The sequence below is a fragment of the Arthrobacter sp. NPDC080086 genome (genome assembly GCF_040702285.1).
Window position 1 is genome coordinate 11,980 of sequence record NZ_JBFBKP010000018.1, and the last position, 21,239, is coordinate 33,218.

Below are 21,239 nucleotides of genomic sequence, written 5' to 3' on the forward strand. Positions count from 1 at the left end.
GACATGTCTATCTACCTCAACAAGGACTCCAAGGTCATCGTCCAGGGCATCACCGGCGGCGAAGGCACCAAGCACACCGCCCTGATGCTCAAGGCCGGCACCAACGTCGTCGGCGGCGTCAACGCCCGCAAGGCCGGCACCACCGTCGTCCACGGCGACAAGGAAATCAACGTCTACGGCACCGTCAAGGAAGCCATGGCGGAGACCGGCGCCGACGTTTCCATCGTCTTCGTACCGCCGGCCTTCACCAAGGACGCCGTCGTCGAAGCCATCGAGGCCGGCATCGGCCTGGTCGTCGTCATCACCGAGGGCGTTCCGGTTCAGGACTCCGCCGAATTCTGGGCCCTGGCCCAGTCCAAGGTGGACGCCAACGGCAAGCAGGTCACCCGCATCATCGGACCGAACTGCCCCGGCATCATCACCCCGGGTGAGGCCCTGGTCGGCATCACCCCGGCCAACATCACCGGCAAGGGCCCGATCGGCCTGGTCTCCAAGTCCGGCACCCTGACCTACCAGATGATGTACGAACTGCGCGACCTGGGCTTCTCCACCGCCATCGGCATCGGCGGCGACCCGGTCATTGGCACCACCCACATCGACGCTCTCGAGGCCTTCGAGGCCGACCCCGAGACCAAGGCGATCGTCATGATCGGCGAAATCGGCGGCGACGCCGAGGAGCGCGCGGCCGACTACATCAAGGCCCACGTCACCAAGCCGGTTGTCGGCTATGTGGCCGGCTTCACCGCCCCCGAGGGCAAGACCATGGGCCACGCAGGCGCCATCGTCTCCGGCTCCGCGGGTACGGCGCAGGCCAAGAAGGAAGCCCTCGAGGCTGCCGGCGTGAAGGTCGGCAAGACGCCGTCCGAGACCGCCAAGCTGCTGCGCGAAGTGTTCGCCGCGCTCTAGGCCACAGCACCACAACGCGGGGCCACCCGCCCGTCCGGTTTCGCCGGGCGGGCCGGGGTGGCCCCGCGTTTGTGGTTTAAGCGGCGGGTCCTAGCCGACCAGGTTGTCTGCCGCCTGGTCCATGTGCTCGCGGATGGTTTTTCGGGCCAGGGACGCGTCACCGGTCTCGATGGCGGCGACGATGTCGTGGTGCCGGTCCACGCTCATATTCCGCACGCCCTTATCCAGGCCGGCGAACATGATGGACATCCGGATGGATCCCTCCAGGGATTCCCAGGTGTGCAGCAGGGTTTCGTTGCCGGTGAGGCGGCAGAGGGTGCGGTGGAAGTCGAGATCCCGCTCCACCCGGGCCTGCAGCCCTTCCGCCTCGGCGGTGCGCATGGCGTCGACCGCGGTCCGCAGCGCAGCGATCACCTGCTCACGGTCATGGAGTTCGCAGAGGCTGCGGGCGGCCAGGCTTTCCAGCGCCGCGCGGACGGCGTAGATGTCCCGGATTTCCTTCTCGTCCAGGTGGCGGACGGACAGCCGGCCCCGCGGGCCGGCCGAGAGCAGGCCCTCCTGCTCCAGCTGCCGCAGCGCCTCCCGCAGCGTTCCGCGGCTGATGTGCAGCATCTCGGAGAGCTCGGTTTCGACCAAATGCCGGCCCGGCTCCAGGTCGCCGCTGGTGATGGCGGTGCGCAGGGAGGACACGGCCTGTTCCCGCAGGCTCTTCTTCTCCAGCCCGAGGAGGGGGAGGGAGGTGGATGCTCCGGTCATGGGGGGTCCTCTGTGTTAATGGTCGACTGTCTACAGTTGCCTGTGCTCCGATAGTACGACAAGGGGCACGGATCGGGACCTCCCGACGCCGTGCCCCTTGTCCCCGCCGGGTATCAGCCGAGTTCCGCCAGCACCTTGGCAACGATCCGGTCCACCGCGAGGCCGTAGCGCTCGTGCAGGGTGGGCAGCGCGCCGGCGTCGAGGAACTGGTCCGGCAGGGCCACCGGAACCACCCGCTTGCCGAGCCCGGCGGTGACGACGGCGGAGGCCACCGTTTCAAACAACCCGCCCACCACCGAGTGGTTCTCCAGCGTCACGGCGAGCCGATCGGTGTTGATTTCCGTGAGGACGGTGGCGGCGTCGAACGGCTTGATCGTCGGGGCATGGACGACGGCGACGTCCACATTGTGCGCCGCCAGCGCCTTCGCCGCCTGCAGCGCCCGCATGGTCATCAGGCCGGAGGAGACGAACACGACGTCGTTGCCGCCGCGCAGCACCTTGGCCTTGCCCAGCTCGAAGGTGTAGCCGTACTCATCCAGCACCGTGGGCACGTTGCCGCGCAGCAACCGCAGGTAGGTGGGCCCGTCCGAGGCGGCCAGCTGCGGGACGGCCTGCTCGATGTCCACCGAGTCGCAGGGGTCCACGATGGTCAGGTTCGGCATGCCGCGGAAGATTGCCATGTCCTCGGTGGCCTGGTGGCTGGGGCCGTAGCCGGTGGTCAGGCCCGGCAGGCCGCCGACGATGTTGACGTTAAGGTTCGGTTCGGCCGCGTCGAGGCACAGGAAATCGTAGGCGCGGCGGGCGGCAAACACCGAATACGTCGAGGCGAAGGGGACCAGCCCGGTCTCGGCCAGGCCGGCCGCGGCGCCGAAGAGCAACTGCTCGGCCATGCCCAGCTGGAAGAACCGTTCGGGGAACGCCTGGGCGAAGATGTGCATGTCCGTGTATTTGCCCAGGTCCGCGGTGAGGCCCACGATCCTGTCGTTCTCCTGTGCAGCCTTGACCAGGGCGTGCCCGAACGGGGCGCTGGCGGTCTTCTGGCCCGGGTCGGCGAAGGAGGCGATCATGGCCGAGGTCTTCAGTTTCGGTTTGGCCGTGCCGGCCGCGGACGCCGGGGCGGCAGGGGTGGTGGTGCTCATGCTGACGCTTCTCCTTCGTATCCGGCGGTGAGCTGCTCGCGGCAGATCTGCCATTCGTGTTCCTCGATGCGCATGAAGTGCGCCTTTTCGCGGTTCTCCAGCAGCGGGACTCCGCGGCCCACCTTGGTGTCGCACAGGATGACGGAGGGGCGTCCGACGGCGGCGGCCTGGGCGGCGGCGTTGTCGAACGCCCCCAGCAGCGCGCCGACGTCGTTGCCGTCCACCCGCTGGGTGTACCAGCCGAAGGCTTCCCACTTCTCGGTGACCGGTTCGGTGCGGAGCACCGTGTCGGTCTTGCCGTCCGCCTGCAGGGCGTTGATGTCGACCATGGCCGTGAGGTTGCCCAGCTGGTGGTGGTGCGCCCCCATGGCGGCCTCCCAGGTGGAGCCCTCATCCAGCTCCCCGTCGGAGAGGAAGTTGAAGATCCGGGCGGTGGATCCCTGGTAGCGCAGGCCCAGGGCCATGCCGACGGCGATGGTCAGGCCGTGGCCCAGGGAGCCCCCCGAGATTTCCATCCCCGGGGTGTAGGTGGACATCCCGGACATGGGCAGCCGCGAGTCGTCCGAGCCATAGGTCTCCAGTTCCTCGACCGGGACGACTCCGGCCTCGGCCAGGGCCGCGTAGTGACCGATCGCGTAGTGGCCGGTGGAGAGCAGGAAGCGGTCGCGGGCTTCCCAATGCGGGTCCTCGGGCCGGAACCGGAGCTGGTCGCGGTAGACGGTGGCGAGCATGTCGGCGGCACCGAGGGCCTGGCCGACGTAGCCCTGGCCCTGTACCTCGCCCATCATGAGGGCGTGGTGCCGGATCCGGTAGGCGGCGGCGGCGATCTTCTGCGCCCGCTCGGCGCTCACCGCGGTGGTCGGTGTGTGTCGCTGCGGTGTTTGGCCCTGCTGTGGTTGTCCCTGTTGTGGTTGTCCCGGAGGGGCGGCGTCCTGGAGGGTTTCTGTAGGCATTGCTGACTCCGTGGTGGTGTGGTCCGTGCCGGTCATTCAGGCGTTGACGGTACTGGGGGTGTTTTTGGTGGCCTCGTCGGCCAGTTCGCGTTCCCGCTTGCCCCAGGTTTCGCGGGTGGCTATCGCGGCCCAGAGGCCGATCAGGGCGTAGGCACCGAAGAGCAGCGCTGGACCCATCCAGCCGAAGCTGACGAACAGCAGGGTGGTGATGAACGGGGTGAAGCCGGAGACCATGGCGGAGATCTGGTAGGCCAGGCTGGCACCGGAGGCGCGGGTCTTGGCCTGGAAGAGCTCCGGGAACCAGGCGCCCTGGGCGCCGGCCAGCGAGTTCTGGCACACCGCGTAGGAGATGACGATGGTGAGGATGATGGCGATGAATAGGCCGGTGTTGACCAGCAGGAACATCGGGATCGCGAACAGGGCCGCGAAGGCGGTGGACCAGACGTAGAGCGGGCGGCGGCCGATCCGGTCGGTCAGCGCCGCCCAGGCCTGGGTGGCGAAGATGCCGATGGCCGAGGCAATGCAGAGAGCGATCAGTGTCTGGCTCTTATCCGCCAGGTGCTGGCTGTTGAGGTAAGAAATCATGTACGTGATGGACACGGCGTAGCCGGCGGTCTCGGCGATCCGGAGGCCGATGCCCTTGACGATGTTGCGCCAGTCCGTCCGGATGACCTCCACGATGGGGGCCTTCACGATTGCCCCGCTGTCCTTGACCTCATCGAAGACCGGGGACTCGGGAACCTTGGACCGAATGACCAGGCCCACGGCCACCAGCAGGATGCTGGCCAGGAACGGAATGCGCCAGGCGAGTTCGCCGCCGAGCTGGACGCTGAAGAGGAACGTCAGGTTGGCCAGCAGCAGGCCGACGGGGAAGCCGGCCTGGACGATGCCGGTGTACTTGCCCTTGGCCTTCCACGGCGCGTGCTCGTAGCTCATCAGGATGGCCCCGCCCCACTCGGCGCCAAAGGCCAGGCCCTGGACGATGCGGACGAACACCAGCAGCGCCGGAGCCATCAGCCCCACCGCGGCGTAGGTGGGCAGCAGGCCGATGGCGAAGGTGGCGAGGCCCATCAGGATGAGGGAGGCCACGAGGACGGGTTTGCGGCCGACCTTGTCACCGAGGTGCCCGCCGATGATGCCGCCGAGCGGGCGGGCGGCGAAGCCGACGCCGAGGGTGGCGAAGGAGGCGAGGGTGCCGGTCACCGGATCCGTGCCGGGGAAGAAGGCGGTGCCGAAGTACAGCGCCGCAGCTGTGCCGAAACCGATGAAATCGTACGTCTCAATCACGGCCCCCACGCCGGATCCGATGGCCACCCGCCGGGCGTCCTTGGTGCCGTGGACCGGGCCTCGCATGCTCAGAGCATCTTTGCTCATGGTGGTTCCCTTTCGAAAAGCGGCTGAAGGAGGTCCGCCGCTGTCGACTGTTAACAAATGATATGGCAAGTGTGACCTTCATCATGATTACTGTCAACAGTCAACTATGACGGTTGACTGTCGACAGTAGACAGGGTTAGTGTGGTGCCCGTCACTACGACAGCCGCACATCAAAGGACCAGCGATGTTCCACACAAGACTCGGATGCTCATCCATCAGCTTCCGGCACCTGAAGCTCGGGCCGGCCCTGGCCACCATGGGGGACCTGGGCTTCGAGGAGATTGACCTGGGCGCCCTGCCCGGCGTTTGCGACCATGTGCCCTACGACCTGGACGCGTCCGCGGTGGCGGCGGTCGCGGCCACCGTCAATGGCTCCGGGCTTCGGACCCGCTCGGTCAACGGGGACATCGGCGACCTGAGCGCTGTCCTGGACGCGGCGGGGGAGCAACGGCGGCATCGTCACCTCGACGCCCTGCTCACGCTCAGCGCCGCCGTCGGAGCCACGGCCCTGGTCCTGCCGTGTGGCGCCTTGGGCCATGCGCCCATCGGCGGCAGCCTGGACCGGGACCTGGACCTCGTGGCTGCCCGGCTCGCCGAGGCCGCCGAGCGTGCCGCCGGGTTCGGCGTCGAGCTCTGGACCGAATCCCTGCACTTCCTGCGGCTCTGCTGGAATCTGGACCGTGCCGGCCGGCTGGCCGACCGCCTGGCCGGCTCCGGCGTCGGGATCGTCATGGACTTCAGCCACATCGTCGCCGCCGGCGAGGATCTCGGCGCCTACCTCGACCGGCACCGCGGACGGATCAGCCATGTCCACCTGCGCGACGCCGTGCCCGGGAACATCAACCTCAGCATCGGCAACGGCGCGGCCGACTTCACCGGCGGCCTGCGCCGGCTCGCCGCCGACGGCTATGCCGGCCACTTTTCCCTGGAACTGGAAACCCGGGACGTCACCAACGACGAACGCCCCGCCGCAACCGCCAAGGCGGCCAGCTTCATCACCGACCTCATCTGACCTGCACACACCCAAGGAGCACCACCATGACCACCATCCAGCGCACCGCCGTCCTCACCGGAGCCACCTCCGACCGGGGCATCGGCATCACCACCGCCCGCCGCTACGCCCGTGAAGGCTGGGCGGTGGTGATTCTCGACCTCGACGGGGAGAAGTCCTCGAAGGTCGCGGCCGAGATCGGCAACGACTTCGACGTCCCCGCCTTCGGCCACGAGATCGACGTCGCCAACGAGGCCTCCGTAACCGCCGCGCAGGCCGCGGTCGCCGCCGAGGTGGCTGCGGGGAACCTCCCGCCGGTGGGCGCCCTGGCGAACATCGCCGGGATCACCTCGCCGGTTCCGTTCCTGGAGACCACCCTGGAGCTCTGGCACAAAATCATGGACGTCAACGCCACCGGCACCTACCTGGTCACCAGGGCATTCCTGCCGGACATGATCGCCAACGGCTGGGGCCGGATCGTGAACATGTCCTCCGTCTCCGCCCAGCGCGGCGGCGGCGTCTTCGGCAAGGTGCCCTACTCCGCTGCGAAAGCGGCCATCCTGGGCTTCACCAAGGCCCTGGCCCGCGAGCTGGGCACCACCGGGGTCACCATCAACGCCATCACCCCCGGCGCCGTCGATACCAACATCCGGGTGGGCAGCACCGCGGAGCAGGAAGCAGCCATTAACGCCGGCATCCCGCTCGGCCGCAACGCCTCCACCGAGGAGGTCGCCTCCGTCATCACGTTCCTGTCCTCGGAGGATTCCGCCTACCTCACCGGCACCACCATCGACATCAACGGCGGCAGCCACCTGCACTAGCAGCCCCCACCCCACGACCCGGACGCCGGAGACCACCATGACGAAAATCTTCAACAACCCCTCAGCGTTCGCCGAGGAAGCCCTGGCCGGCTTCTGCGACGTCCACTCGGACCTGGTCCGGCCCGTTGCCGGCGGAGCGGTCCGGCGGCGACGCCCGGCCAAGCCCAAGGTCGCCGTCCTCGCCGGCGGCGGCTCCGGCCACTACCCGGCATTCGCCGGGCTGATCGGCGCGGGCCTGGCCGACGGCGCCGTGGTGGGGAACATCTTCACCTCGCCCTCCGCCCAGCAGGCCTACGCGGTGGCGAAGGCCGCCGAATCAGGCGCCGGCGTCGTCTTCGCCTACGGCAACTACGCCGGGGACGTGATGAACTTCGGCCTGGCCAGCGACCGCCTGGCCGCCGAGGGGATCGCCGTGGAGAACGTCCTGGTGACCGATGACATTGCCAGCGCCCCCGCGGCGGAGGCCGCCAAACGCCGCGGCATCGCCGGTGACTTCACCGTCTTCAAGGTGATGGGCGCGGCCGCGGACGCGGGCGCCAGCCTGGCCGAGGTGGTTCGCCTGGGCCGCAAGGCCAATGACCGGACGCGGACCATCGGCAGCGCGTTCGGCGGCTGTACCTTCCCGGGCGCCGGGGAACCGCTGTTCTCCCTGCCGGCCGGCCAGATGGGGCTGGGGCTTGGGATCCACGGCGAACCCGGACTGCATGACACGGACCTGCCGTCGGCTGCTGAACTGGGCCGGGAACTCGTGGCCCGCGTCCTGGCCGAGGCGCCCGACCGTGCGGGCAACCGGCTGGCCGTCATTCTCAACGGGCTCGGCTCCACCAAGCACGAGGAGCTCTTCGTGCTGTGGGGTGCGGTAGCGCCGCTGCTCCGCGCCGAGGGCTACGCCCTGGTGATGCCGGAGGTGGGGGAGCTGGTCACCAGCCTGGACATGGCCGGGGTGTCGCTCACGGTCACCTGGCTGGACGAGGAGCTGGAGCCATTGTGGGCGGCTCCGGCGGAAACGCCGGCCTTCCGCCGCGGTGCCGTGGCCGCCGGCGCCGGGGAAGTCGCCGACGAGGACACGGACGACGCCGGCACCCAGGCCGCCGCCTTTGAGGCCACCGACGCCTCCCGCGGCTTCGCCGCCGCCTGCGTGGAAGCACTGACATCGGCCCAAGCGTCGCTTCGTGGGGCCGAGGAGCGCCTGGGCCGGATGGACGCCGTCGCCGGGGACGGGGACCACGGCCGCGGCATGGTCCGCGGCATCGATGCCGCCGTCGCCGCCGCCACCGGGGCTTCCGAGCGCGGCGCGGGGGCGGGGGACGTCCTAGCCGCCGCCGGCGACGCGTGGGCGGACAAGGCCGGTGGAACCTCCGGGGTGCTCTGGGGCGCGGGCCTGCGCGCCTTCGGCGAGTCAGTGGGAAACACCGCGGCACCCGACGCCGCCGCCGTCGCGGCCGCGGTGAATTCCTTCGCGGACCGCATCATCCAGCTTGGCAAGGCCGAACCGGGCGACAAGACCATGGTGGACGCTCTGCTGCCGTTCGCCACGTCCTTCACCCGCGCGGTGGAGGGCGGCGCCGACCCGGGCCGGGCCTGGCAGGCGGCGGCCCGCGACGCGGCCTCGGCGGCGGAGGCCACCGCGGACCTGCTGCCGCTCAAGGGCCGCGCCCGTCCGCTGGCCGAGAAAAGCCTCGGCACCGCCGACCCCGGTGCGACCTCCCTTGCCATGGTCTTCGCCGTGATGGGCCCGCACCTCACCACCAACAGCACCAGCCCCGCCGCCGCGGGAGCCGGACAATGACACCGAAGGAGCACAGCATGGGACTGCGACTGATTGTGGGCGCGGACGAGGCCGGCGTGGACTACAAGGACCGGGTCCTCGAGGACCTGCGCAACGATCCGCGGGTCAGCGAGGTCATCGACATCGGTGTCCGCCGCGGCGACGCCCCCGACGACTTCACCAGGCCCTACCCCTACGTCGGCATCGCCGCCGGCGAAATGATCCGTGACGGCGCCGCCGACCGGGCCATCCTGTTCTGCGGGACGGGCATCGGGGTGGCGATCGCCGCGAACAAGGTCGAGGGAATCCGCGCCACCGCCGCCCACGACTCGTTCTCCGTGGAACGCTCGATCCTGTCCAACGACTGCCAGGTCCTGACCATGGGCCAGCGTGTCGTCGGGATCGAACTCGCCCGCCGCCTGGCCGCCGAGTGGATCGGGTACACCTTCGATCCGGAGTCCGCCTCGGCGGCCAAGGTCCGGGTGCTGACGGACTTCGAGGGCTGCTAGGCGGTCAGACCCTGGCGCCGGCCAGCAGTTCCTCGAGCCGTTCGTAGCCCTCGCTCAGGCCGCCCTCCATCCCGGACTGGGCCATGCCGTCCCGGGCCTCCATGCTGGGGTAGACCGCATGGGCGCTGAGCCGGGTGCGGCCGTCGCCGAGATCCGTGAAGGTCATGAATTCGATGCTGACCACGTCCGGGTAGCCGTCGAATTCAAAGGTCTGGATGGCGAACTCGTTCTCCCGGACAGTGTGGAAGACGCCGCTGAAAACGTGCGGGACGCCGTCGTGCCCGGTGTGGGTGTAGCTGTAGCTGCCGCCGGTGTGGAAGTCGTAGTGGTCCACCTCCATGCTCATCCCGCGCGGGCCAAGCCACTGCACGATCAGGGCGGGGTCTTTGTGGGCGCGAAACACGTCCGCCACGGGGAAGTCGAAGTCCCGTTCGAAGTCGATGAAGGGCAACCCTTCCGGGACGCTGAGTTTCAGGGCGTTGCTCATGATGAGTCCTTTGCCTGGGTGCCGCGTGCTGCGGCCTGGGTGTGGAGCGCGGCGTCGAGGCTGCGGAACTGCTCCTCGCGGACCAGCCGGTACTGGTCGATCCATGCGGTGAGTGCCTCCAGCCGTGCGGGGTCCAGGTGGACGGGCCGGCGCTGGGCGTCGCGTGTGCGCGTGACGAGCCCCGCCTGTTCGAGGACCTGGATGTGCTTCGAGACCGCCTGCTTGGTGATCGCGAAGGGTTCCGCCAGTTCGTTCACCGTGGCCGGCCCCCGGCTGAGCCGGGCGATGATCCTGCGGCGGACGGGATCGGCCAGCGCCAGGAAGGCGGAGTCGAGCTGGTCGTCGTCGTGGACCATGAAGTGCCCCCTCAAAGACGGAGGTGCAGCCGCGGTGCGTGGCATGCCATCGACTGGTCACCGAGGAGTAATCAACTCAACGCTTGATCAACCAGATGGTTGTTTAACGGTACCGCTGCAAGGGCGCATGCGCCAGACCCAGAGTGGCGGATGCCTTGCGCGGGACCGGCTCTCCGAGCCGTGTCAATCCCCGGCCTCAGGCGACGGCGTGCAGCCGGGGGAGGGCGTCCACCAGCGGGGCAAGTTCCGGGATGTCCTGTGCCGCGGCCAGGGCGCGCTCCAGTGTGCTGTCGTGGACGGGCCGGGCCTGCTCCAGGAGCGCGATGCCGCTGGCTGTGAGTTCGGTGTAGATGCCGCGTCGGTCGTCGTCGCAGAGGATCCGGGTCAGCAGGGCCCGGTCCTCGAGTCGGTTTACCAGCCGGGTGGTGGCGCTCGCGCTCAGTGCGGTCGCGCGGGCGAGCTGCTGCATCCGCATGTGCCAGCCGTCCTGGCGGCTGAGTGCGTCCAGAACGGTGTACTCGACCACCGAGAGTTTTGCCTCGGCCTGCAGGGCCCGTTCCAGCTCCGTCTCGATCAGTCCATGCAGGGCCGCGAGGGTGCGCCAGCCTTGTGCGCGGACCTCCACGGCGTCGTCCTTGATGCCCATTCGTGTGCTTCCTTTCCCAATAGGACCGCCCGCGGCGCCATCCCGTGCCCGGCCAACCTAAAGTAGTTGCTTGCGCGCTATAGTTGCGTGTGCAACAATAAATAACGCGTCTGCAACTAATAGCTTACGCGTCCCCCCACTTTCAGTACAGTTTTCGAAGGAGTCATCCATGCCTATCGGCCTGATAGCACTCGCCCTCGGCGGGTTCGGAATCGGACTCACCGAGTTCGTCATCATGGGCCTGCTGCCGCAGGTCGCCGCGGATTTCCACGTCACCGAGGCGGTCGCCGGCTGGCTCATCTCCGGGTACGCGCTCGCCGTCGTCGTGGGGGCGCTGGCCCTGACCGCCGCCGTGACCCGGTTCGAGCGCAAGCCCGTGCTGGCCGCCCTGATGGTCTTGTTCATCGCCGGCAACCTCATCTCCGCCCTCGCACCCGGCTACACCGTCATGATGGTGGGCCGGATCATCGCCGCACTCGCGCACGGTGCCTTCTTCGGCATCGGCGCGGTGGTCGCCGCCAGCATGGTCGCGCCCACCAAGAAGGCCGGCGCCATCGCCATCATGTTCACCGGCCTGACCGCCGCGAACGTTCTGGGCGTCCCCTTCGGCACCATGCTGGGCCAGGCGGCGGGGTGGCGCTCCACCTTCTGGGCCATCACCGTCATCGGGGTCCTGGCACTGGCCGGCATCCTGGCCCTGGTCCCGCGGACCGGTGCCGGCGACACCGGCGCTGGTTCTACCGCAGGCGGTTTGCGCGGTGAGCTCCGTGCCTTCCGGTCCGGACAGGTCTGGCTGTCCATCCTGGTCACCATCCTGGGTTACGGCGGCATGTTCGGCGCCTTCACCTACATCGCCTTCACGCTGACCGAGGTCACCGGCTTCTCCGCCGGCACCGTCCCGTGGCTGCTGATCCTCTTCGGCGTGGGACTTTTCATCGGCAACACCATCGGCGGCAAGGCCGCTGACCGGAACGTGGACCGCACCCTGCTGGTGGTGCTCGCTGCCCTCGTAGTGGTGCTCGTGGTCTTCGCTCTCACTGCCGCCAACCAGCCGATGACCATCGCCTCCATGGTGCTGCTGGGCGGCTTCGGCTTCGCCACCGTCCCCGGCCTGCAGATGCGCGTCATGAAGTACGCGGACAGCGCCCCCACGCTGGCCTCGGGCGCCAACATCGGCGCGTTCAACGTCGGCAACGCCCTGGGCGCCTGGCTGGGCGGCGTCACCATCACCGCCGGACTGGGCTACACCTCCCCGATCTGGGCAGGTGCGGCCACCACGCTGGCCGGGCTCGTGGTGATGGCCGTCGCCGCCGCCGGCGCCGCGAAGCGGGCACGGAACGCCCCCGCCCGGACCGCGGGCACTAACGACGGGGCCATGAACGACGGCGTCGTGAACGACGCCGGTGCCGCCGCCCCCGCGGAAACCGCCGAACCCGTGGCCGCGGGCCGGGCCTAGGCTCCCGTCCGGTCCGCCGGCAGCCGCTGCCGGCACACCGCCACGAACGCCGCGAACGGCGCCAGCCGCTCGCCCGCGGGAAGTTCTGCGGCTTCGGGGTGCCACTGCACCGAGGCCAACCAGCGCGCCGGATCCTCCAGCGCCTCCACGGTCCCGTCATCGGCGAGTGCCGTGACCACCAAGCCGTTGCCCACCCGGGCGACGGCCTGGTGGTGTCCGGAGGCGATCCTGACCCGCTGCGGATTCCAGCCCGCGTACAGGGCGGCGACCTTCGAACCGGCCACGATGTCCACGTCGTGCCAGGCCCACGGCCCGGCGTCGTGGACCGGATCGTCGGACGGGACGGCCTCCCGGTGCGGCACCGCGCCCGGGTCCATGTCCTGGACCAGGGTGCCGCCGTAGAGCACGTTCAGCAGCTGGTGCCCCCGGCAGATGCCCAGCACCGGAACGCCGCCGTCCATCGCCTCCCGCGCCACCGCGAGGTCGAGCTCGTCCTGGGCCGCGTTCACGTCGTAGCAGGTGCCGCCGTCGGTCTGCCCGTAGAGCGCCGGGTCCAGGTCCCCGCCGCCGGGCAGGACGACGCCGTCGAGTCCGCGCACGCCCGTCGCATCCGTCAGGAGCACCGGCTCTCCGCCGGCCCCGCGCAGGAGCGCCACGATGTAGTCGAAGAGGTCGTTCGCCTCGCCCACCCTGGGGTCCGGGTCGGAGGAACTGCTGAGCCGGACGGGCACCCCGATGCGGGGTCCTCCGGCGGATGAGGTCGGAATCTGCATGCCTCATTTTGCACCACGTTTCGGGCCCCGCCGCGGCGCCCGTCCCACCGCGCGCCGGAGGCTAGGATTGCCGGATGAACAACCGGTACCTGGTCTCCCGCAGCCGTTTCATCGCCGCCTCCCCGGAGGAGATCTTCGAGGTGCTGGCCACTCCCGCCCTGCACAGCGAGATCGACGGCTCCGGCACCGTGAAGGGCGCCCAGCCGCGCGGCCCTGAACGGCTGGGACCCGGCGCCCGGTTCGGCATGGAGATGAAGATCGGGGTGGACTACAAGATCCTCAATACCGTCTGTGAGTTTGAGGAGGGCCGGCGCATCGCCTGGCGGCACTTCTACGGCCACATCTGGCGGTACCTGCTGGAACCGGCCACCGAGTCCGGGGTCGCGGGCACCCTGGTCACCGAACAGTGGGACGCCCGCGCGGTCCGGGGACGGTTCCTGCTGCGCCTGGCCGGCTACCTGCGCCGGCACCCCGCCAACCTGGAGCAGACCCTGGCCCGGCTGGACCGGTACCTGTCCGAGCGGCGCGCCCAGGACGTACCCGCCCGGGACGTACCCGCCCCGGACGTCCGGGCGTAGTGCCGGATGAGCGCCGCCCGCAGCCTGCACCCCAGCCCCCGCACCCTCGAGGTCGAGAGCCTGGAGAGCTTTGACCGGCTGGTGTCCGGCGGCGCCCGATCCCTCCACGGCTGGCACCTGCAGTCCCTGGACCTCCGCGGCCGGCGCGCGGCGCTGGAAGCCGCCGACGTCCAGGGCGCCGTCTTCCTGGGCTGCACCTTCGACGACGGGGTCGAGGCCATGCTCCGGGCCGGCGGCGCGCTGATCTTCCCCAGGCTGGAAAAGGTGCCGTTCAACCCTTACCGCGGAACGCTGTACACCCCGGAGGAGCTCTACGCCGGCATCGCGGAGACCCGCTACGAGGACACCCCGGACGCCCGGATCTACCACTGGAGCATCCACTCCGGGCAGCGCCGCCGCCTCGATGCCACCCTCGCCGCCGCCCTCCACGACCACGCGATCGGGGACGCCCTGGAAGAATTCACCCGCTCCGACGCGGCCCGGGGAAAGACCCTGGTTGGGGTGATGGGCGGCCACGCCGCCACCCGGGGATCGGCCGGCTTCATGGAGGCCGCGCTGCTCGGGCGGCTGCTCGCCCGCGCCGGGCGGCTGGTGGCCACCGGCGGCGGCCCGGGCGCCATGGAGGCCGCCAACCTGGGCGCCTACCTCAGCGGGGCGGCCGAACCCGACTTCCGTCAGGCGCTGGCGGACCTGGCCGCGGTGCCGGGTTTCCGGCCCTCCGTGTCGGCCTGGGCCCGGGCGGCCGCCGCCGTCGTCGAACGCCACCCGGACGGGACGCCGTCGCTGGGCATTCCCACCTGGTTCTACGGGCACGAACCGCCCAACTACTTCGCCACCCACATCGCCAAGTACTTCGCGAACTCCATCCGCGAGACGGTCCTGCTGGAGCTGTGCAACGGCGGGATCGTGTTCCTGCCCGGTTCCGGCGGCACCATCCAGGAGATCTTCCAGGACGCCTGCGAAAACTACTACGGGGCGCCGGAAACCATCCCGCCCATGGTCTTGGTGGGGCGGGAGCACTGGCTGCGCCGCTACCCGGCATGGCCGTTGCTGCAGAGCATCGCCTCGGGCCGGCAGATGGAACGGCGGATCTTCCTGGTGGACTCGGTCGAAGAGGCGCTGGCCGTCCTGGACTCCTGAGCCCTAGAGGTCCTTGCGGCAGGGGACGCGGCCGAGTTCGTAGAGGCCGTTCAGGTCGCCGGCGGCGAGCCCGTCCGGGGCGCCGATCTCCGGATACATCAGCTGGTCCGGGTCGGTGACGTGCTCCAGGCCCATGACGTGGCCCAGTTCGTGCAGGATGACCGCGGTGGCGTAGGCGGATCCGTCGCCGCGCCGCAGTTCCTCGGTGATCTGCGGGGCGTCCAGTTCCAGGCTGCCGGTGACGTAGGTCTTGGGGCCGCCCCCGAAACTGAAGTGCGTGCTGCCGCCCGTGCCGATCACGGGGCCCTCCAGCTGCGGCGCCTGCTCCGGCGTCGTCCAGGCGATCAGCAGGGGTGCCCAGTGGTCCCCGTAGGCGTCCTTTTGGTACGGGGCGCGGGTTTGGGACGGCAGCTCGGTGGTGGCGCCGTCGCTGACGAACCTGATCCCGGTCGCGGCGGCGACTGTCTTGATGGCGTCCTCCACTAGGGTTTCCGCGCCGGCCGGGGCCAGGGCGGCGTTGACCACGTAGTGCAGCGGCCGGCAGGGCGAGTAGCCCACGGGGCCGCCGTCCGGGTTCGTGGCCAGGAACTTGAAGGAGCTGCTGGCCGCCGCGGGTTTTCGGGCCTGGCCGAGGGGCTGGTCCTGTTCCTCGTAGCCGGGCGGCGGGACGGCCATGGCCGTGCCGTCGGCCGGGACCCCGGCCTGCCGGGCGGGGCTGCTGGCCGTGGCGTGTCCGACGGCGCCGGGCCCGGTGCCCAGCCCGGTCCCCGGCACGCGTCGGGCGGTGGAGTCGTGGGAGAGCCCCAGCAGCTCGGTCAGCCGGGGATCGTTGTAGACCAGCCCGGCGGTAGCGAAAGCGGCCACCGCGATGAACGCGACGGCCGCCAGGTTCCGGGCCGCCCGGAAGCCGCCGGCGGCACGGCTGTGCCGCGGCGGCCGGTTCCGGGGGCCCGGGTCTTCCACTAGCCGACCACCGCGCCGAAGACCAGGCCCAGCAGGTAGGTGACGGCGGCGGCGCCCAGGCCGATCGCCAGCTGGCGCAGGCCGCGGGTGACCGGGGAGGTGCCGGAGAGCAGGCCCACGACGCCGCCGGTGAGCAGCAGCGCGATGCCCACCAGGCCGGCGGAGACCACCAGGGCGGCGACGCCGGTCATGCCCAGGACGAACGGGATGATCGGGATGATCGCGCCGGAGGCGAAGAAGCAGAAGCTCGAGGCCGCCGCGCCCCAGGCCGTGCCGACGGCCTCGTGCTGGTCCTCGGCCTCGGGCAGTTCCGGCTGGAGCGAGAGGCTCGGATCGCAGTCGCAGTCCAGCAGGCCCATCCGCTCGGCGACGCGGTGCTCGGCGGCCTCCCGGGACATGCCGCGGGCCAGGTAGACGAGGACGAGTTCGTTGTGCTCGATGTCCAGGGATGGCGCAGCGGCGAGGGTGATCTGGGTGGGCCGGGTGGCGGCCAGCAGCTCACGCTGGGAGCGGACGGAAATGAACTCGCCGGCGCCCATGGACAGCGCACCGGCCAGGAGGCCCGCGACGCCGCTGAGCAGCACCACGGAGCTGCCGACGCCGGACGCCGCCATGCCCATGACCAGGGAGAGGTTGCTGACCAGTCCGTCGTTGGCGCCGAATACGGCGGCGCGGAAGCTGCCGGCGAGCCGGTTGCGGCCGCGGGTTGCCAGGCCCCGGACCACCTCCTCGTGGATCTGTTCGTCCGCGACCATGGCCGGGGTTGCGGACGGGTCGTTGGCGTAGGGGGAGCGGCTCTCGGCCCGCTGGGCCAGGGCCAGGACGAACACCGAGCCGAAGTGCCGGGCCAGGAAGCCCAGCAGCTGGCTGCGCAGCGACGCCGGACGCGGCCGGCCGGCGTGCTCGCCGAGCAGCTGCAGCCAGTGTGCTTCGTGCCGGCCCTCGGCCTCGGCCAGGGACAGCAGGATGGCGCGTTCCTCGCCGCTGCGGTTCTGGGCCAGTTCCCGGTAGACGCGGGCCTCGGCGCGTTCGTCGGCCAGGTACTGGCGCCAGCGCCGGATGTCGGCGGGCTTGTGCTCCGTCATCGACGCTGCCGGGGTGTGGCCGGAGCCGGCCGGCCGGGCGTCGCCGTGGGCGTGGTTTTGGTTGGATGGTGCGTGCTGGGACACGGAAAAACTCCTGGCTGGATGTGGCCTCGTCGGGCCCGGATCAGCTCCCAGCGTACCCCGGTATTCCGCGGATTTTCGGCCGGTATTCCTCACCGAAAAGTTTAGGGCCGCCGTAAAATTTGCGGGCTCCGGCGGCCCCCCTCCGGCGGCCTCAGTAGCTGGCCGTCCCGCCGCCCGCCGCGGCGCCGTCGTCCGCCCCCGTGTGTTCCCCAGGCGGGCCGTTTACGCAGAACCGTGCGGCGAGCGCCTCGGAACCCCGGGCCAGGAGCGCGACGTCGGCGCCCACCAGGATGAAGGCAGCTCCGGCCGCCCGGTAGCGGTCCGCCGTCGCCGGGTTGAAGGCGTTGACGCCGGCGGGTTTCCCGGCCTCCCGCGCCGCGGCGAGGCAGCGTTCGACGGCGGCGACGACGTCGGGGTGCTCCTGCTGTCCCAGCAGCCCCATCGAGGCGGCGAGGTCCGAGGGGCCCAGGAAGATGGCGTCCACGCCGTCGACGGCGAGGATGTCCGCCACCGCGTCCACGGCGGCGGTCGACTCGATCTGGACGGTGACACTGATGGTCTCCCCGGCCCGGGCGAGGTAGTCCGGGACCCGGTTCCAACGCGCGGCGCGGGCAAGGGCGGACCCCACCCCGCGGACCCCCTGCGGCGGGTAGCGCGTGGCGGCCACCGCGGCTTCGGCCTCCGCCGCGGAGTTGACCATGGGGATCAGCAGGTTCTGCACGCCCAGGTCCAGGTACTGCTTGATCAGGACGGTGTCGTTGACCGGCGGCCGGACCATAGTGTGGACCGGGTAGCCGTGGATGGCCTGGAGCTGGGCCAGGATGGATTCCAGCCCGTTGGGACTGTGCTCGGCGTCCACCAGCAGCCAGTCCAGGCCGGAGCCGGCGCAGAGTTCGGCGATCAGCGGGCTGCCGGAGCAGACCCACATGCCCGCCAGCGGCCGGACCCCTTCGGCCCGGCGGTGGAGGGCGTCGCGGAAGGTTTCTTCTAGTCGAAACGGCATGTCACGGCTCCCAGCGGTCCGTAGTCGGCGTGGACGGTGTCGCCCCGGTAGACCCAGAGCGGGCGGGTGAAGGACCCGGCCAGGATGATGTCCCCGGCTTCCAACGCGTCCCCGTGGGCGGCGATCTTGTTCGCCAGCCAGTGCACCCCGTTGGCCGGGTGGTCCAGGACGCCGGCGGCGACGCCGGTTTCCTCGACGGTCTGGTTCTTATAGAGGATGGCGGAGACCCAGCGGAGGTCGACGTCGCCCGGCTTCACCGGGTTGCCGCCCACCACCATGGCGCCCATCGCGGCGTTGTCCGCGATGGTGTCCACGATGGTCCGCCCCTCCATCTCGATCCGGGAGTCCAGGATCTCCAGTGCCGGCACCACGTATTCGGTGGCCCGCAGCACGTCGAAGAGCGTCACGCCGGGGCCCTTGAGCCCGTCCTTGAGCACGAACGCGAGCTCCACCTCCACCCGCGGGTGGGTGTACCGGTCCCACGGCACGGAGCAGCCGGTCTCCAGCACCATGTCATCGAAGATCGCACCGTAGTCCGGTTCGGTGATGCCCGTGGCCGCCTGCATCGCCTTGGAGGTCAGGCCGATCTTCCGGCCCACCAGGGTCCGGCCGGCGTCCTCGTTGCGGCGCCGCCAGAGCCGCTGCACGGCGTAGGAATCCTCCACCGTCATCTCCGGGTACCGGGCCGTCAGCCGGGGCACCGGGGTGCGGGTCCGGCCCGCGTCCACCAGTTCGTCTGCGATCGCCTCGATCGCCGCCTGCTCCATCATGGTCAGAGCTGCGCGCCGAGCTTGAACCCGGTCCGGTCACCCTCGGGGGAGCCGTCCTTGCGGGTGTAGGAGAAGCCATCGGCGCCGACCGTGACGGCCATTTCCGAGGCGTCGGTGCGCTCGATGACCGGCTGAGGGTTGCCGTCCAGGTCCAGGACCAGGGACGCCTCGGTGTACCAGGACGGGACCACCGGGTTGCCCCACCAGTCGCGGCGCTGGTTGTCGTGGACATCCCAGGTGATCGTGGGGTTATCCGGGTCGCCGGTGTAGTAGTCCTGGGTGTAGATCTCGATCCGGTGCCCGTCCGGGTCCAGGATGTAGAGGTAGAAGGCGTTGGAGACGCCGTGCCGGCCGGGGCCGCGTTCGATCCGGTCGCTAATCCGCAGGGCGCCCATCTTGTCGCAGATCTGGATGATGTTGTGCTTCTCGTGCGTGGCGAACGCGACGTGGTGCATGCGCGGGCCGTTGCCGCCGGTCAGGGCGGTGTCGTGCACGGTCTGCTTGCGGTGCATCCAGGCGGCGTAGGTGACGCCGTCGGAGTCCTTGATGTCCTCGGAGACCCGGAAGCCCAGGTCCTCCAGGTACTTGCGGCCGCGGGGGACGTCCGGGGTGACCTGGTTGAAGTGGTCCAGGCGCACCAGTTCGCCGGCGGAGTACAGGTCGTAGCGCTGCGTGAGGCGCTCGACGTGCTCCACCTCGTAGAAGAACTCGTAGGGGAAGCCCAGCGGGTCCTCGACCCGGACGGCGTCGCCGATGCCCTTGGTGAAGCCCTCCTTGCGGCGCTCCACCCGGCAGCCGAGCTCCCGGTAGTAGGCCTCGGCGGCGTCCACCTCGGCGGGGGACTTCACCCGGTAGGCGAAGGCGGCGACGGCGGCCACCGGTCCCTTGCGCAGCACCAGGTTGTGGTGGATGAACTCCTCGAGGGAGCGCAGGTAGATGGCGTTCTCGTCCTCCTCGGTCACGTGCAGGCCGAGCAGGTCCACGTAGAACGCGCGGGATGCCGCGAGGTCGGTGACGACGATTTCCATGTAAGCGCAGCGGACGATGTCCGGCGCCGGGACGGTGGGGGTGGGGATGAAATCGGTCATGGGGGTCTCTCTTCGTTGAAAGGGGGGGCAGGTGAGCGCTGGCTGGAAGACTCAGGCGCCGAACTTGGGGGTGTGGACCTTGCCGAGGGTGATGTGGACGGCCTGCTGGTCGGTGTAGAAATCGATCGAGCGGTAGCCGCCCTCGTGGCCCAGCCCGGAGGCCTTGACGCCGCCGAACGGAGTGCGCAGGTCGCGGACGTTGTGGCTGTTGAGCCACACCATGCCGGCCTCGACGTTCTGTGAGAAGGTGTGCGCGCGGGTCAGGTTCTGGGTCCAGATGTAGGCGGCGAGGCCGTACTTGGTGTTGTTGGCCAGGGCGAGGGCCTCCTCGTCCGTGTCGAACGGGGTGATGGCGACGACGGGGCCGAAGATCTCCTCCTGGAAGATCCGCGCGTTGGGGGCGACGTCGGCGAAGACGGTCGGGGCGATGTAGTTGCTGTTGTCCAGGCCCTCGGGAAGGTTCTCCGGCCGGCCGCCGCCGGCCAGCAGCCGGCCCTCGGTCTTGCCGATCTCGACATAGGAGGCCACCTTCGCGAAGTGCTCGGGGTGGACCAGGGCGCCGACCTCGGTCCGGGGGTCCTGCGGGTCGCCGACGACGATGTTCTTCGCCCGGGCGGCGTACTTCTCGCAGAACTCCTCGTAGACGGGGCGTTCGACCAGGATCCGGGACCCGGCGGTGCAGCGCTCGCCGTTGAGCGAGAAGACGCCGAACAGGGCGGAGTCGATCGCGGCGTCCAGGTCTGCGTCGGCAAAGACGACGCAGGGGGACTTGCCGCCGAGCTCCATCGAGAGGCCCTTGAGGTTCTCAGCGGCGTTCCGGAAGATCGTCTGGCCGGTGGTGGTCTCGCCGGTGAAGGAGATCAGCGGGACGTCCGGGTGCTTGACAAGGGCGTCGCCGGCCTCCTCGCCCAGGCCGTTGACCAGGTTGAAGACGCCGTCCGGGAGGCCGGCGTCCTTGAAGATCGTGGCCCACAGGGAGGCCGAGAGCGGGGTGAACTCGGCCGGCTTGAGCACCACCGTGTTGCCGGTGGCCAGGGCCGGGGCGAGCTTCCAGGACTCGAGCATGAACGGGGTGTTCCACGGGGTGATCAGGCCCGCGACGCCGATCGGCTTGCGGTTGACGTAGTTGATCTGCGCGCCCGGGACCTTCATGGCGTCGTCGAACTGGGCCACGATCAGGTCCGCGAAGAAGCGGAAGTTCTCGGCGGCGCGGAGGGCCTGGCCCTTGGCCTGGGTGATCGGCAGGCCGGTGTCGAAGGTTTCCAGCTCGGCGAGACGGGCCTCCTGGGCCTCGACGGCGTCGGCGATCCTGTTCAGTACCCGGGCGCGCTCGCGGGGCTTCATCGTCGGCCAGGGGCCGTTGGTGAAGGCCTCGCGGGCGGCGGCGACGGCGAGGTCGATGTCCTCCTTCTGGCCGGCGGCCGCGGTGGCGTAGGTCTGGTTGGAGGCCGGGTCCAGGACGTCGAACGTCTTCCCGGAGACGGAGTCCACGAACCGGCCGTTGATGTAGTGCTGGATGGTGGTGGGAAGGTTTGCCGGCACGTGCCGGGTGACGGTGGTTTCTGAAGGAGTCGTCATCGTTGAGGTCCTATC

At 70.0% G+C, this 21,239-nt stretch carries 22 protein-coding genes; 8 read left to right on the forward strand and 14 right to left on the reverse strand.

All coding sequences use genetic code 11. From position 1 onward, the window contains the following. Window positions 1-3: 3 nt before the first annotated feature. Complete coding sequence (sucD, locus tag AB0305_RS08665) at window positions 4-906, forward strand: succinate--CoA ligase subunit alpha (protein WP_290258672.1); 903 nt, start codon at window positions 4-6, stop codon at window positions 904-906. A 90-nt stretch (window positions 907-996) separates the two neighbouring features. Here the strand turns inward: sucD and AB0305_RS08670 are convergent, their stop codons facing one another. From AB0305_RS08670 to AB0305_RS08685, 4 genes are all read right to left on the reverse strand, one after another. Next, window positions 997-1,662: a GntR family transcriptional regulator gene (locus tag AB0305_RS08670; protein WP_364138709.1), complete on the reverse strand. Its 666-nt coding sequence runs from the start codon at window positions 1,660-1,662 to the stop codon at window positions 997-999. Between the two features lie 113 nt (window positions 1,663-1,775). Beyond that, window positions 1,776-2,801, reverse strand: a complete 1,026-nt coding sequence (locus tag AB0305_RS08675; protein ID WP_364138708.1) for a transketolase C-terminal domain-containing protein — start codon at window positions 2,799-2,801, stop codon at window positions 1,776-1,778. Then, window positions 2,798-3,754: a transketolase gene (locus tag AB0305_RS08680; RefSeq protein ID WP_366172401.1), complete on the reverse strand. Its 957-nt coding sequence runs from the start codon at window positions 3,752-3,754 to the stop codon at window positions 2,798-2,800. The genes AB0305_RS08675 and AB0305_RS08680 overlap by 4 nt, the downstream gene beginning before the upstream one ends. A gap of 36 nt (window positions 3,755-3,790) precedes the next feature. Then, on the reverse strand, window positions 3,791-5,128 hold the full coding sequence (locus AB0305_RS08685) for an MFS transporter (protein ID WP_364138704.1): 1,338 nt from the start codon (window positions 5,126-5,128) through the stop codon (window positions 3,791-3,793). Between the two features lie 184 nt (window positions 5,129-5,312). Here AB0305_RS08685 and AB0305_RS08690 point away from each other — a divergent pair, with 184 nt between their 5' ends. Genes AB0305_RS08690 through AB0305_RS08705 form a run of 4 tightly spaced genes read left to right on the forward strand, consistent with a single transcriptional unit; the run spans window position 5,313 to window position 9,217 of the window. Beyond that, window positions 5,313-6,140, forward strand: a complete 828-nt coding sequence (locus tag AB0305_RS08690) for a sugar phosphate isomerase/epimerase (RefSeq protein ID WP_364138702.1) — start codon at window positions 5,313-5,315, stop codon at window positions 6,138-6,140. Between the two features lie 26 nt (window positions 6,141-6,166). Continuing rightward, on the forward strand, window positions 6,167-6,940 hold the full coding sequence (locus AB0305_RS08695) for an SDR family NAD(P)-dependent oxidoreductase (RefSeq protein WP_364138700.1): 774 nt from the start codon (window positions 6,167-6,169) through the stop codon (window positions 6,938-6,940). A gap of 37 nt (window positions 6,941-6,977) precedes the next feature. After that, complete coding sequence (locus AB0305_RS08700; RefSeq protein WP_364138697.1) at window positions 6,978-8,729, forward strand: dihydroxyacetone kinase family protein; 1,752 nt, start codon at window positions 6,978-6,980, stop codon at window positions 8,727-8,729. Then, entirely contained in the window at window positions 8,726-9,217 is a 492-nt protein-coding gene (locus AB0305_RS08705; protein ID WP_364138695.1) for an RpiB/LacA/LacB family sugar-phosphate isomerase, read from the forward strand. Before AB0305_RS08700 ends, AB0305_RS08705 begins: the two co-directional genes overlap by 4 nt. A gap of 4 nt (window positions 9,218-9,221) precedes the next feature. Here AB0305_RS08705 and AB0305_RS08710 read toward each other — a convergent pair whose 3' ends face one another. The 3 genes from AB0305_RS08710 to AB0305_RS08720 all read right to left on the reverse strand — a co-directional run bounded on the left by AB0305_RS08710 (window position 9,222) and on the right by AB0305_RS08720 (window position 10,706). Further along, window positions 9,222-9,704, reverse strand: coding sequence for an SRPBCC family protein (locus AB0305_RS08710; RefSeq protein WP_364138693.1), 483 nt, complete (start codon window positions 9,702-9,704; stop codon window positions 9,222-9,224). After that, complete coding sequence (locus AB0305_RS08715) at window positions 9,701-10,060, reverse strand: metalloregulator ArsR/SmtB family transcription factor (RefSeq protein ID WP_364138691.1); 360 nt, start codon at window positions 10,058-10,060, stop codon at window positions 9,701-9,703. The genes AB0305_RS08710 and AB0305_RS08715 overlap by 4 nt, the downstream gene beginning before the upstream one ends. Window positions 10,061-10,256: 196 nt before the next feature. After that, window positions 10,257-10,706 (reverse strand): MarR family transcriptional regulator, encoded by a 450-nt coding sequence (locus AB0305_RS08720; protein WP_364138688.1) that lies wholly within the window; start codon window positions 10,704-10,706, stop codon window positions 10,257-10,259. 169 nt (window positions 10,707-10,875) lie between these two features. On the opposite strand from AB0305_RS08720, the gene AB0305_RS08725 reads away from it, so the two are divergent. Beyond that, a complete protein-coding gene (locus AB0305_RS08725) occupies window positions 10,876-12,162 on the forward strand; it encodes an MFS transporter (RefSeq protein ID WP_364138685.1) in 1,287 nt (428 codons plus the stop codon). Here the strand turns inward: AB0305_RS08725 and AB0305_RS08730 are convergent. Next, window positions 12,159-12,935 carry a gamma-glutamyl-gamma-aminobutyrate hydrolase family protein gene (locus AB0305_RS08730; RefSeq protein ID WP_364138682.1) on the reverse strand — a complete coding sequence of 259 codons (777 nt, stop codon included), beginning with the start codon at window positions 12,933-12,935 and terminating at the stop codon, window positions 12,159-12,161. The genes AB0305_RS08725 and AB0305_RS08730 overlap by 4 nt on opposite strands. A gap of 74 nt (window positions 12,936-13,009) precedes the next feature. Between AB0305_RS08730 and AB0305_RS08735 the strand changes: the two genes are divergently transcribed. Next, on the forward strand, window positions 13,010-13,513 hold the full coding sequence (locus tag AB0305_RS08735) for an SRPBCC family protein (protein WP_364138679.1): 504 nt from the start codon (window positions 13,010-13,012) through the stop codon (window positions 13,511-13,513). A 6-nt stretch (window positions 13,514-13,519) separates the two neighbouring features. Beyond that, window positions 13,520-14,653: a Rossmann fold nucleotide-binding protein gene (locus tag AB0305_RS08740; RefSeq protein ID WP_366172407.1), complete on the forward strand. Its 1,134-nt coding sequence runs from the start codon at window positions 13,520-13,522 to the stop codon at window positions 14,651-14,653. 3 nt (window positions 14,654-14,656) lie between these two features. On the opposite strand, the gene AB0305_RS08745 is transcribed toward AB0305_RS08740, so the two are convergent. The 6 genes from AB0305_RS08745 to hpaE form a co-directional block, all read right to left on the reverse strand. Continuing rightward, window positions 14,657-15,616, reverse strand: a complete 960-nt coding sequence (locus AB0305_RS08745; protein ID WP_364138673.1) for a matrixin family metalloprotease — start codon at window positions 15,614-15,616, stop codon at window positions 14,657-14,659. After that, a complete protein-coding gene (locus tag AB0305_RS08750) occupies window positions 15,616-16,785 on the reverse strand; it encodes a VIT1/CCC1 transporter family protein (RefSeq protein WP_364138670.1) in 1,170 nt (389 codons plus the stop codon). The genes AB0305_RS08745 and AB0305_RS08750 overlap by 1 nt, the downstream gene beginning before the upstream one ends. A 151-nt stretch (window positions 16,786-16,936) precedes the next feature. After that, entirely contained in the window at window positions 16,937-17,788 is an 852-nt protein-coding gene (locus AB0305_RS08755; RefSeq protein WP_364138667.1) for an HpcH/HpaI aldolase/citrate lyase family protein, read from the reverse strand. After that, complete coding sequence (gene hpaH, locus AB0305_RS08760; protein WP_290258661.1) at window positions 17,773-18,558, reverse strand: 2-oxo-hept-4-ene-1,7-dioate hydratase; 786 nt, start codon at window positions 18,556-18,558, stop codon at window positions 17,773-17,775. Before hpaH ends, AB0305_RS08755 begins: the two co-directional genes overlap by 16 nt. A gap of 2 nt (window positions 18,559-18,560) precedes the next feature. Further along, window positions 18,561-19,646 carry a 3,4-dihydroxyphenylacetate 2,3-dioxygenase gene (gene hpaD / locus AB0305_RS08765; RefSeq protein WP_290258660.1) on the reverse strand — a complete coding sequence of 362 codons (1,086 nt, stop codon included), beginning with the start codon at window positions 19,644-19,646 and terminating at the stop codon, window positions 18,561-18,563. Between the two features lie 51 nt (window positions 19,647-19,697). Beyond that, window positions 19,698-21,224: a 5-carboxymethyl-2-hydroxymuconate semialdehyde dehydrogenase gene (gene hpaE, locus AB0305_RS08770; RefSeq protein WP_364138663.1), complete on the reverse strand. Its 1,527-nt coding sequence runs from the start codon at window positions 21,222-21,224 to the stop codon at window positions 19,698-19,700. Window positions 21,225-21,239 lie beyond the last annotated feature (15 nt).

Bases quoted from the DNA above. Each gene is read 5' to 3' on its own strand.
- AB0305_RS08720 (WP_364138688.1), bottom strand. From the start codon at position 10,706: ATGGGCATCAAGGACGACGCCGTGGAGGTCCGCGCACAAGGCTGGCGC.
- AB0305_RS08730 (WP_364138682.1), bottom strand. From the start codon at position 12,935: ATGCAGATTCCGACCTCATCCGCCGGAGGACCCCGCATCGGGGTGCCC.
- AB0305_RS08695 (WP_364138700.1), top strand. From the start codon at position 6,167: ATGACCACCATCCAGCGCACCGCCGTCCTCACCGGAGCCACCTCCGAC.
- AB0305_RS08715 (WP_364138691.1), bottom strand. From the start codon at position 10,060: ATGGTCCACGACGACGACCAGCTCGACTCCGCCTTCCTGGCGCTGGCC.
- hpaE (WP_364138663.1), bottom strand. From the start codon at position 21,224: ATGACGACTCCTTCAGAAACCACCGTCACCCGGCACGTGCCGGCAAAC.
- AB0305_RS08705 (WP_364138695.1), top strand. From the start codon at position 8,726: ATGACACCGAAGGAGCACAGCATGGGACTGCGACTGATTGTGGGCGCG.
- hpaD (WP_290258660.1), bottom strand. From the start codon at position 19,646: ATGACCGATTTCATCCCCACCCCCACCGTCCCGGCGCCGGACATCGTC.
- AB0305_RS08710 (WP_364138693.1), bottom strand. From the start codon at position 9,704: ATGAGCAACGCCCTGAAACTCAGCGTCCCGGAAGGGTTGCCCTTCATC.
- AB0305_RS08670 (WP_364138709.1), bottom strand. From the start codon at position 1,662: ATGACCGGAGCATCCACCTCCCTCCCCCTCCTCGGGCTGGAGAAGAAG.
- AB0305_RS08725 (WP_364138685.1), top strand. From the start codon at position 10,876: ATGCCTATCGGCCTGATAGCACTCGCCCTCGGCGGGTTCGGAATCGGA.
- AB0305_RS08690 (WP_364138702.1), top strand. From the start codon at position 5,313: ATGTTCCACACAAGACTCGGATGCTCATCCATCAGCTTCCGGCACCTG.
- AB0305_RS08685 (WP_364138704.1), bottom strand. From the start codon at position 5,128: ATGAGCAAAGATGCTCTGAGCATGCGAGGCCCGGTCCACGGCACCAAG.
- AB0305_RS08755 (WP_364138667.1), bottom strand. From the start codon at position 17,788: ATGCCGTTTCGACTAGAAGAAACCTTCCGCGACGCCCTCCACCGCCGG.
- hpaH (WP_290258661.1), bottom strand. From the start codon at position 18,558: ATGATGGAGCAGGCGGCGATCGAGGCGATCGCAGACGAACTGGTGGAC.
- AB0305_RS08675 (WP_364138708.1), bottom strand. From the start codon at position 2,801: ATGAGCACCACCACCCCTGCCGCCCCGGCGTCCGCGGCCGGCACGGCC.
- AB0305_RS08700 (WP_364138697.1), top strand. From the start codon at position 6,978: ATGACGAAAATCTTCAACAACCCCTCAGCGTTCGCCGAGGAAGCCCTG.
- AB0305_RS08740 (WP_366172407.1), top strand. From the start codon at position 13,520: ATGAGCGCCGCCCGCAGCCTGCACCCCAGCCCCCGCACCCTCGAGGTC.
- AB0305_RS08680 (WP_366172401.1), bottom strand. From the start codon at position 3,754: ATGCCTACAGAAACCCTCCAGGACGCCGCCCCTCCGGGACAACCACAA.
- AB0305_RS08735 (WP_364138679.1), top strand. From the start codon at position 13,010: ATGAACAACCGGTACCTGGTCTCCCGCAGCCGTTTCATCGCCGCCTCC.
- sucD (WP_290258672.1), top strand. From the start codon at position 4: ATGTCTATCTACCTCAACAAGGACTCCAAGGTCATCGTCCAGGGCATC.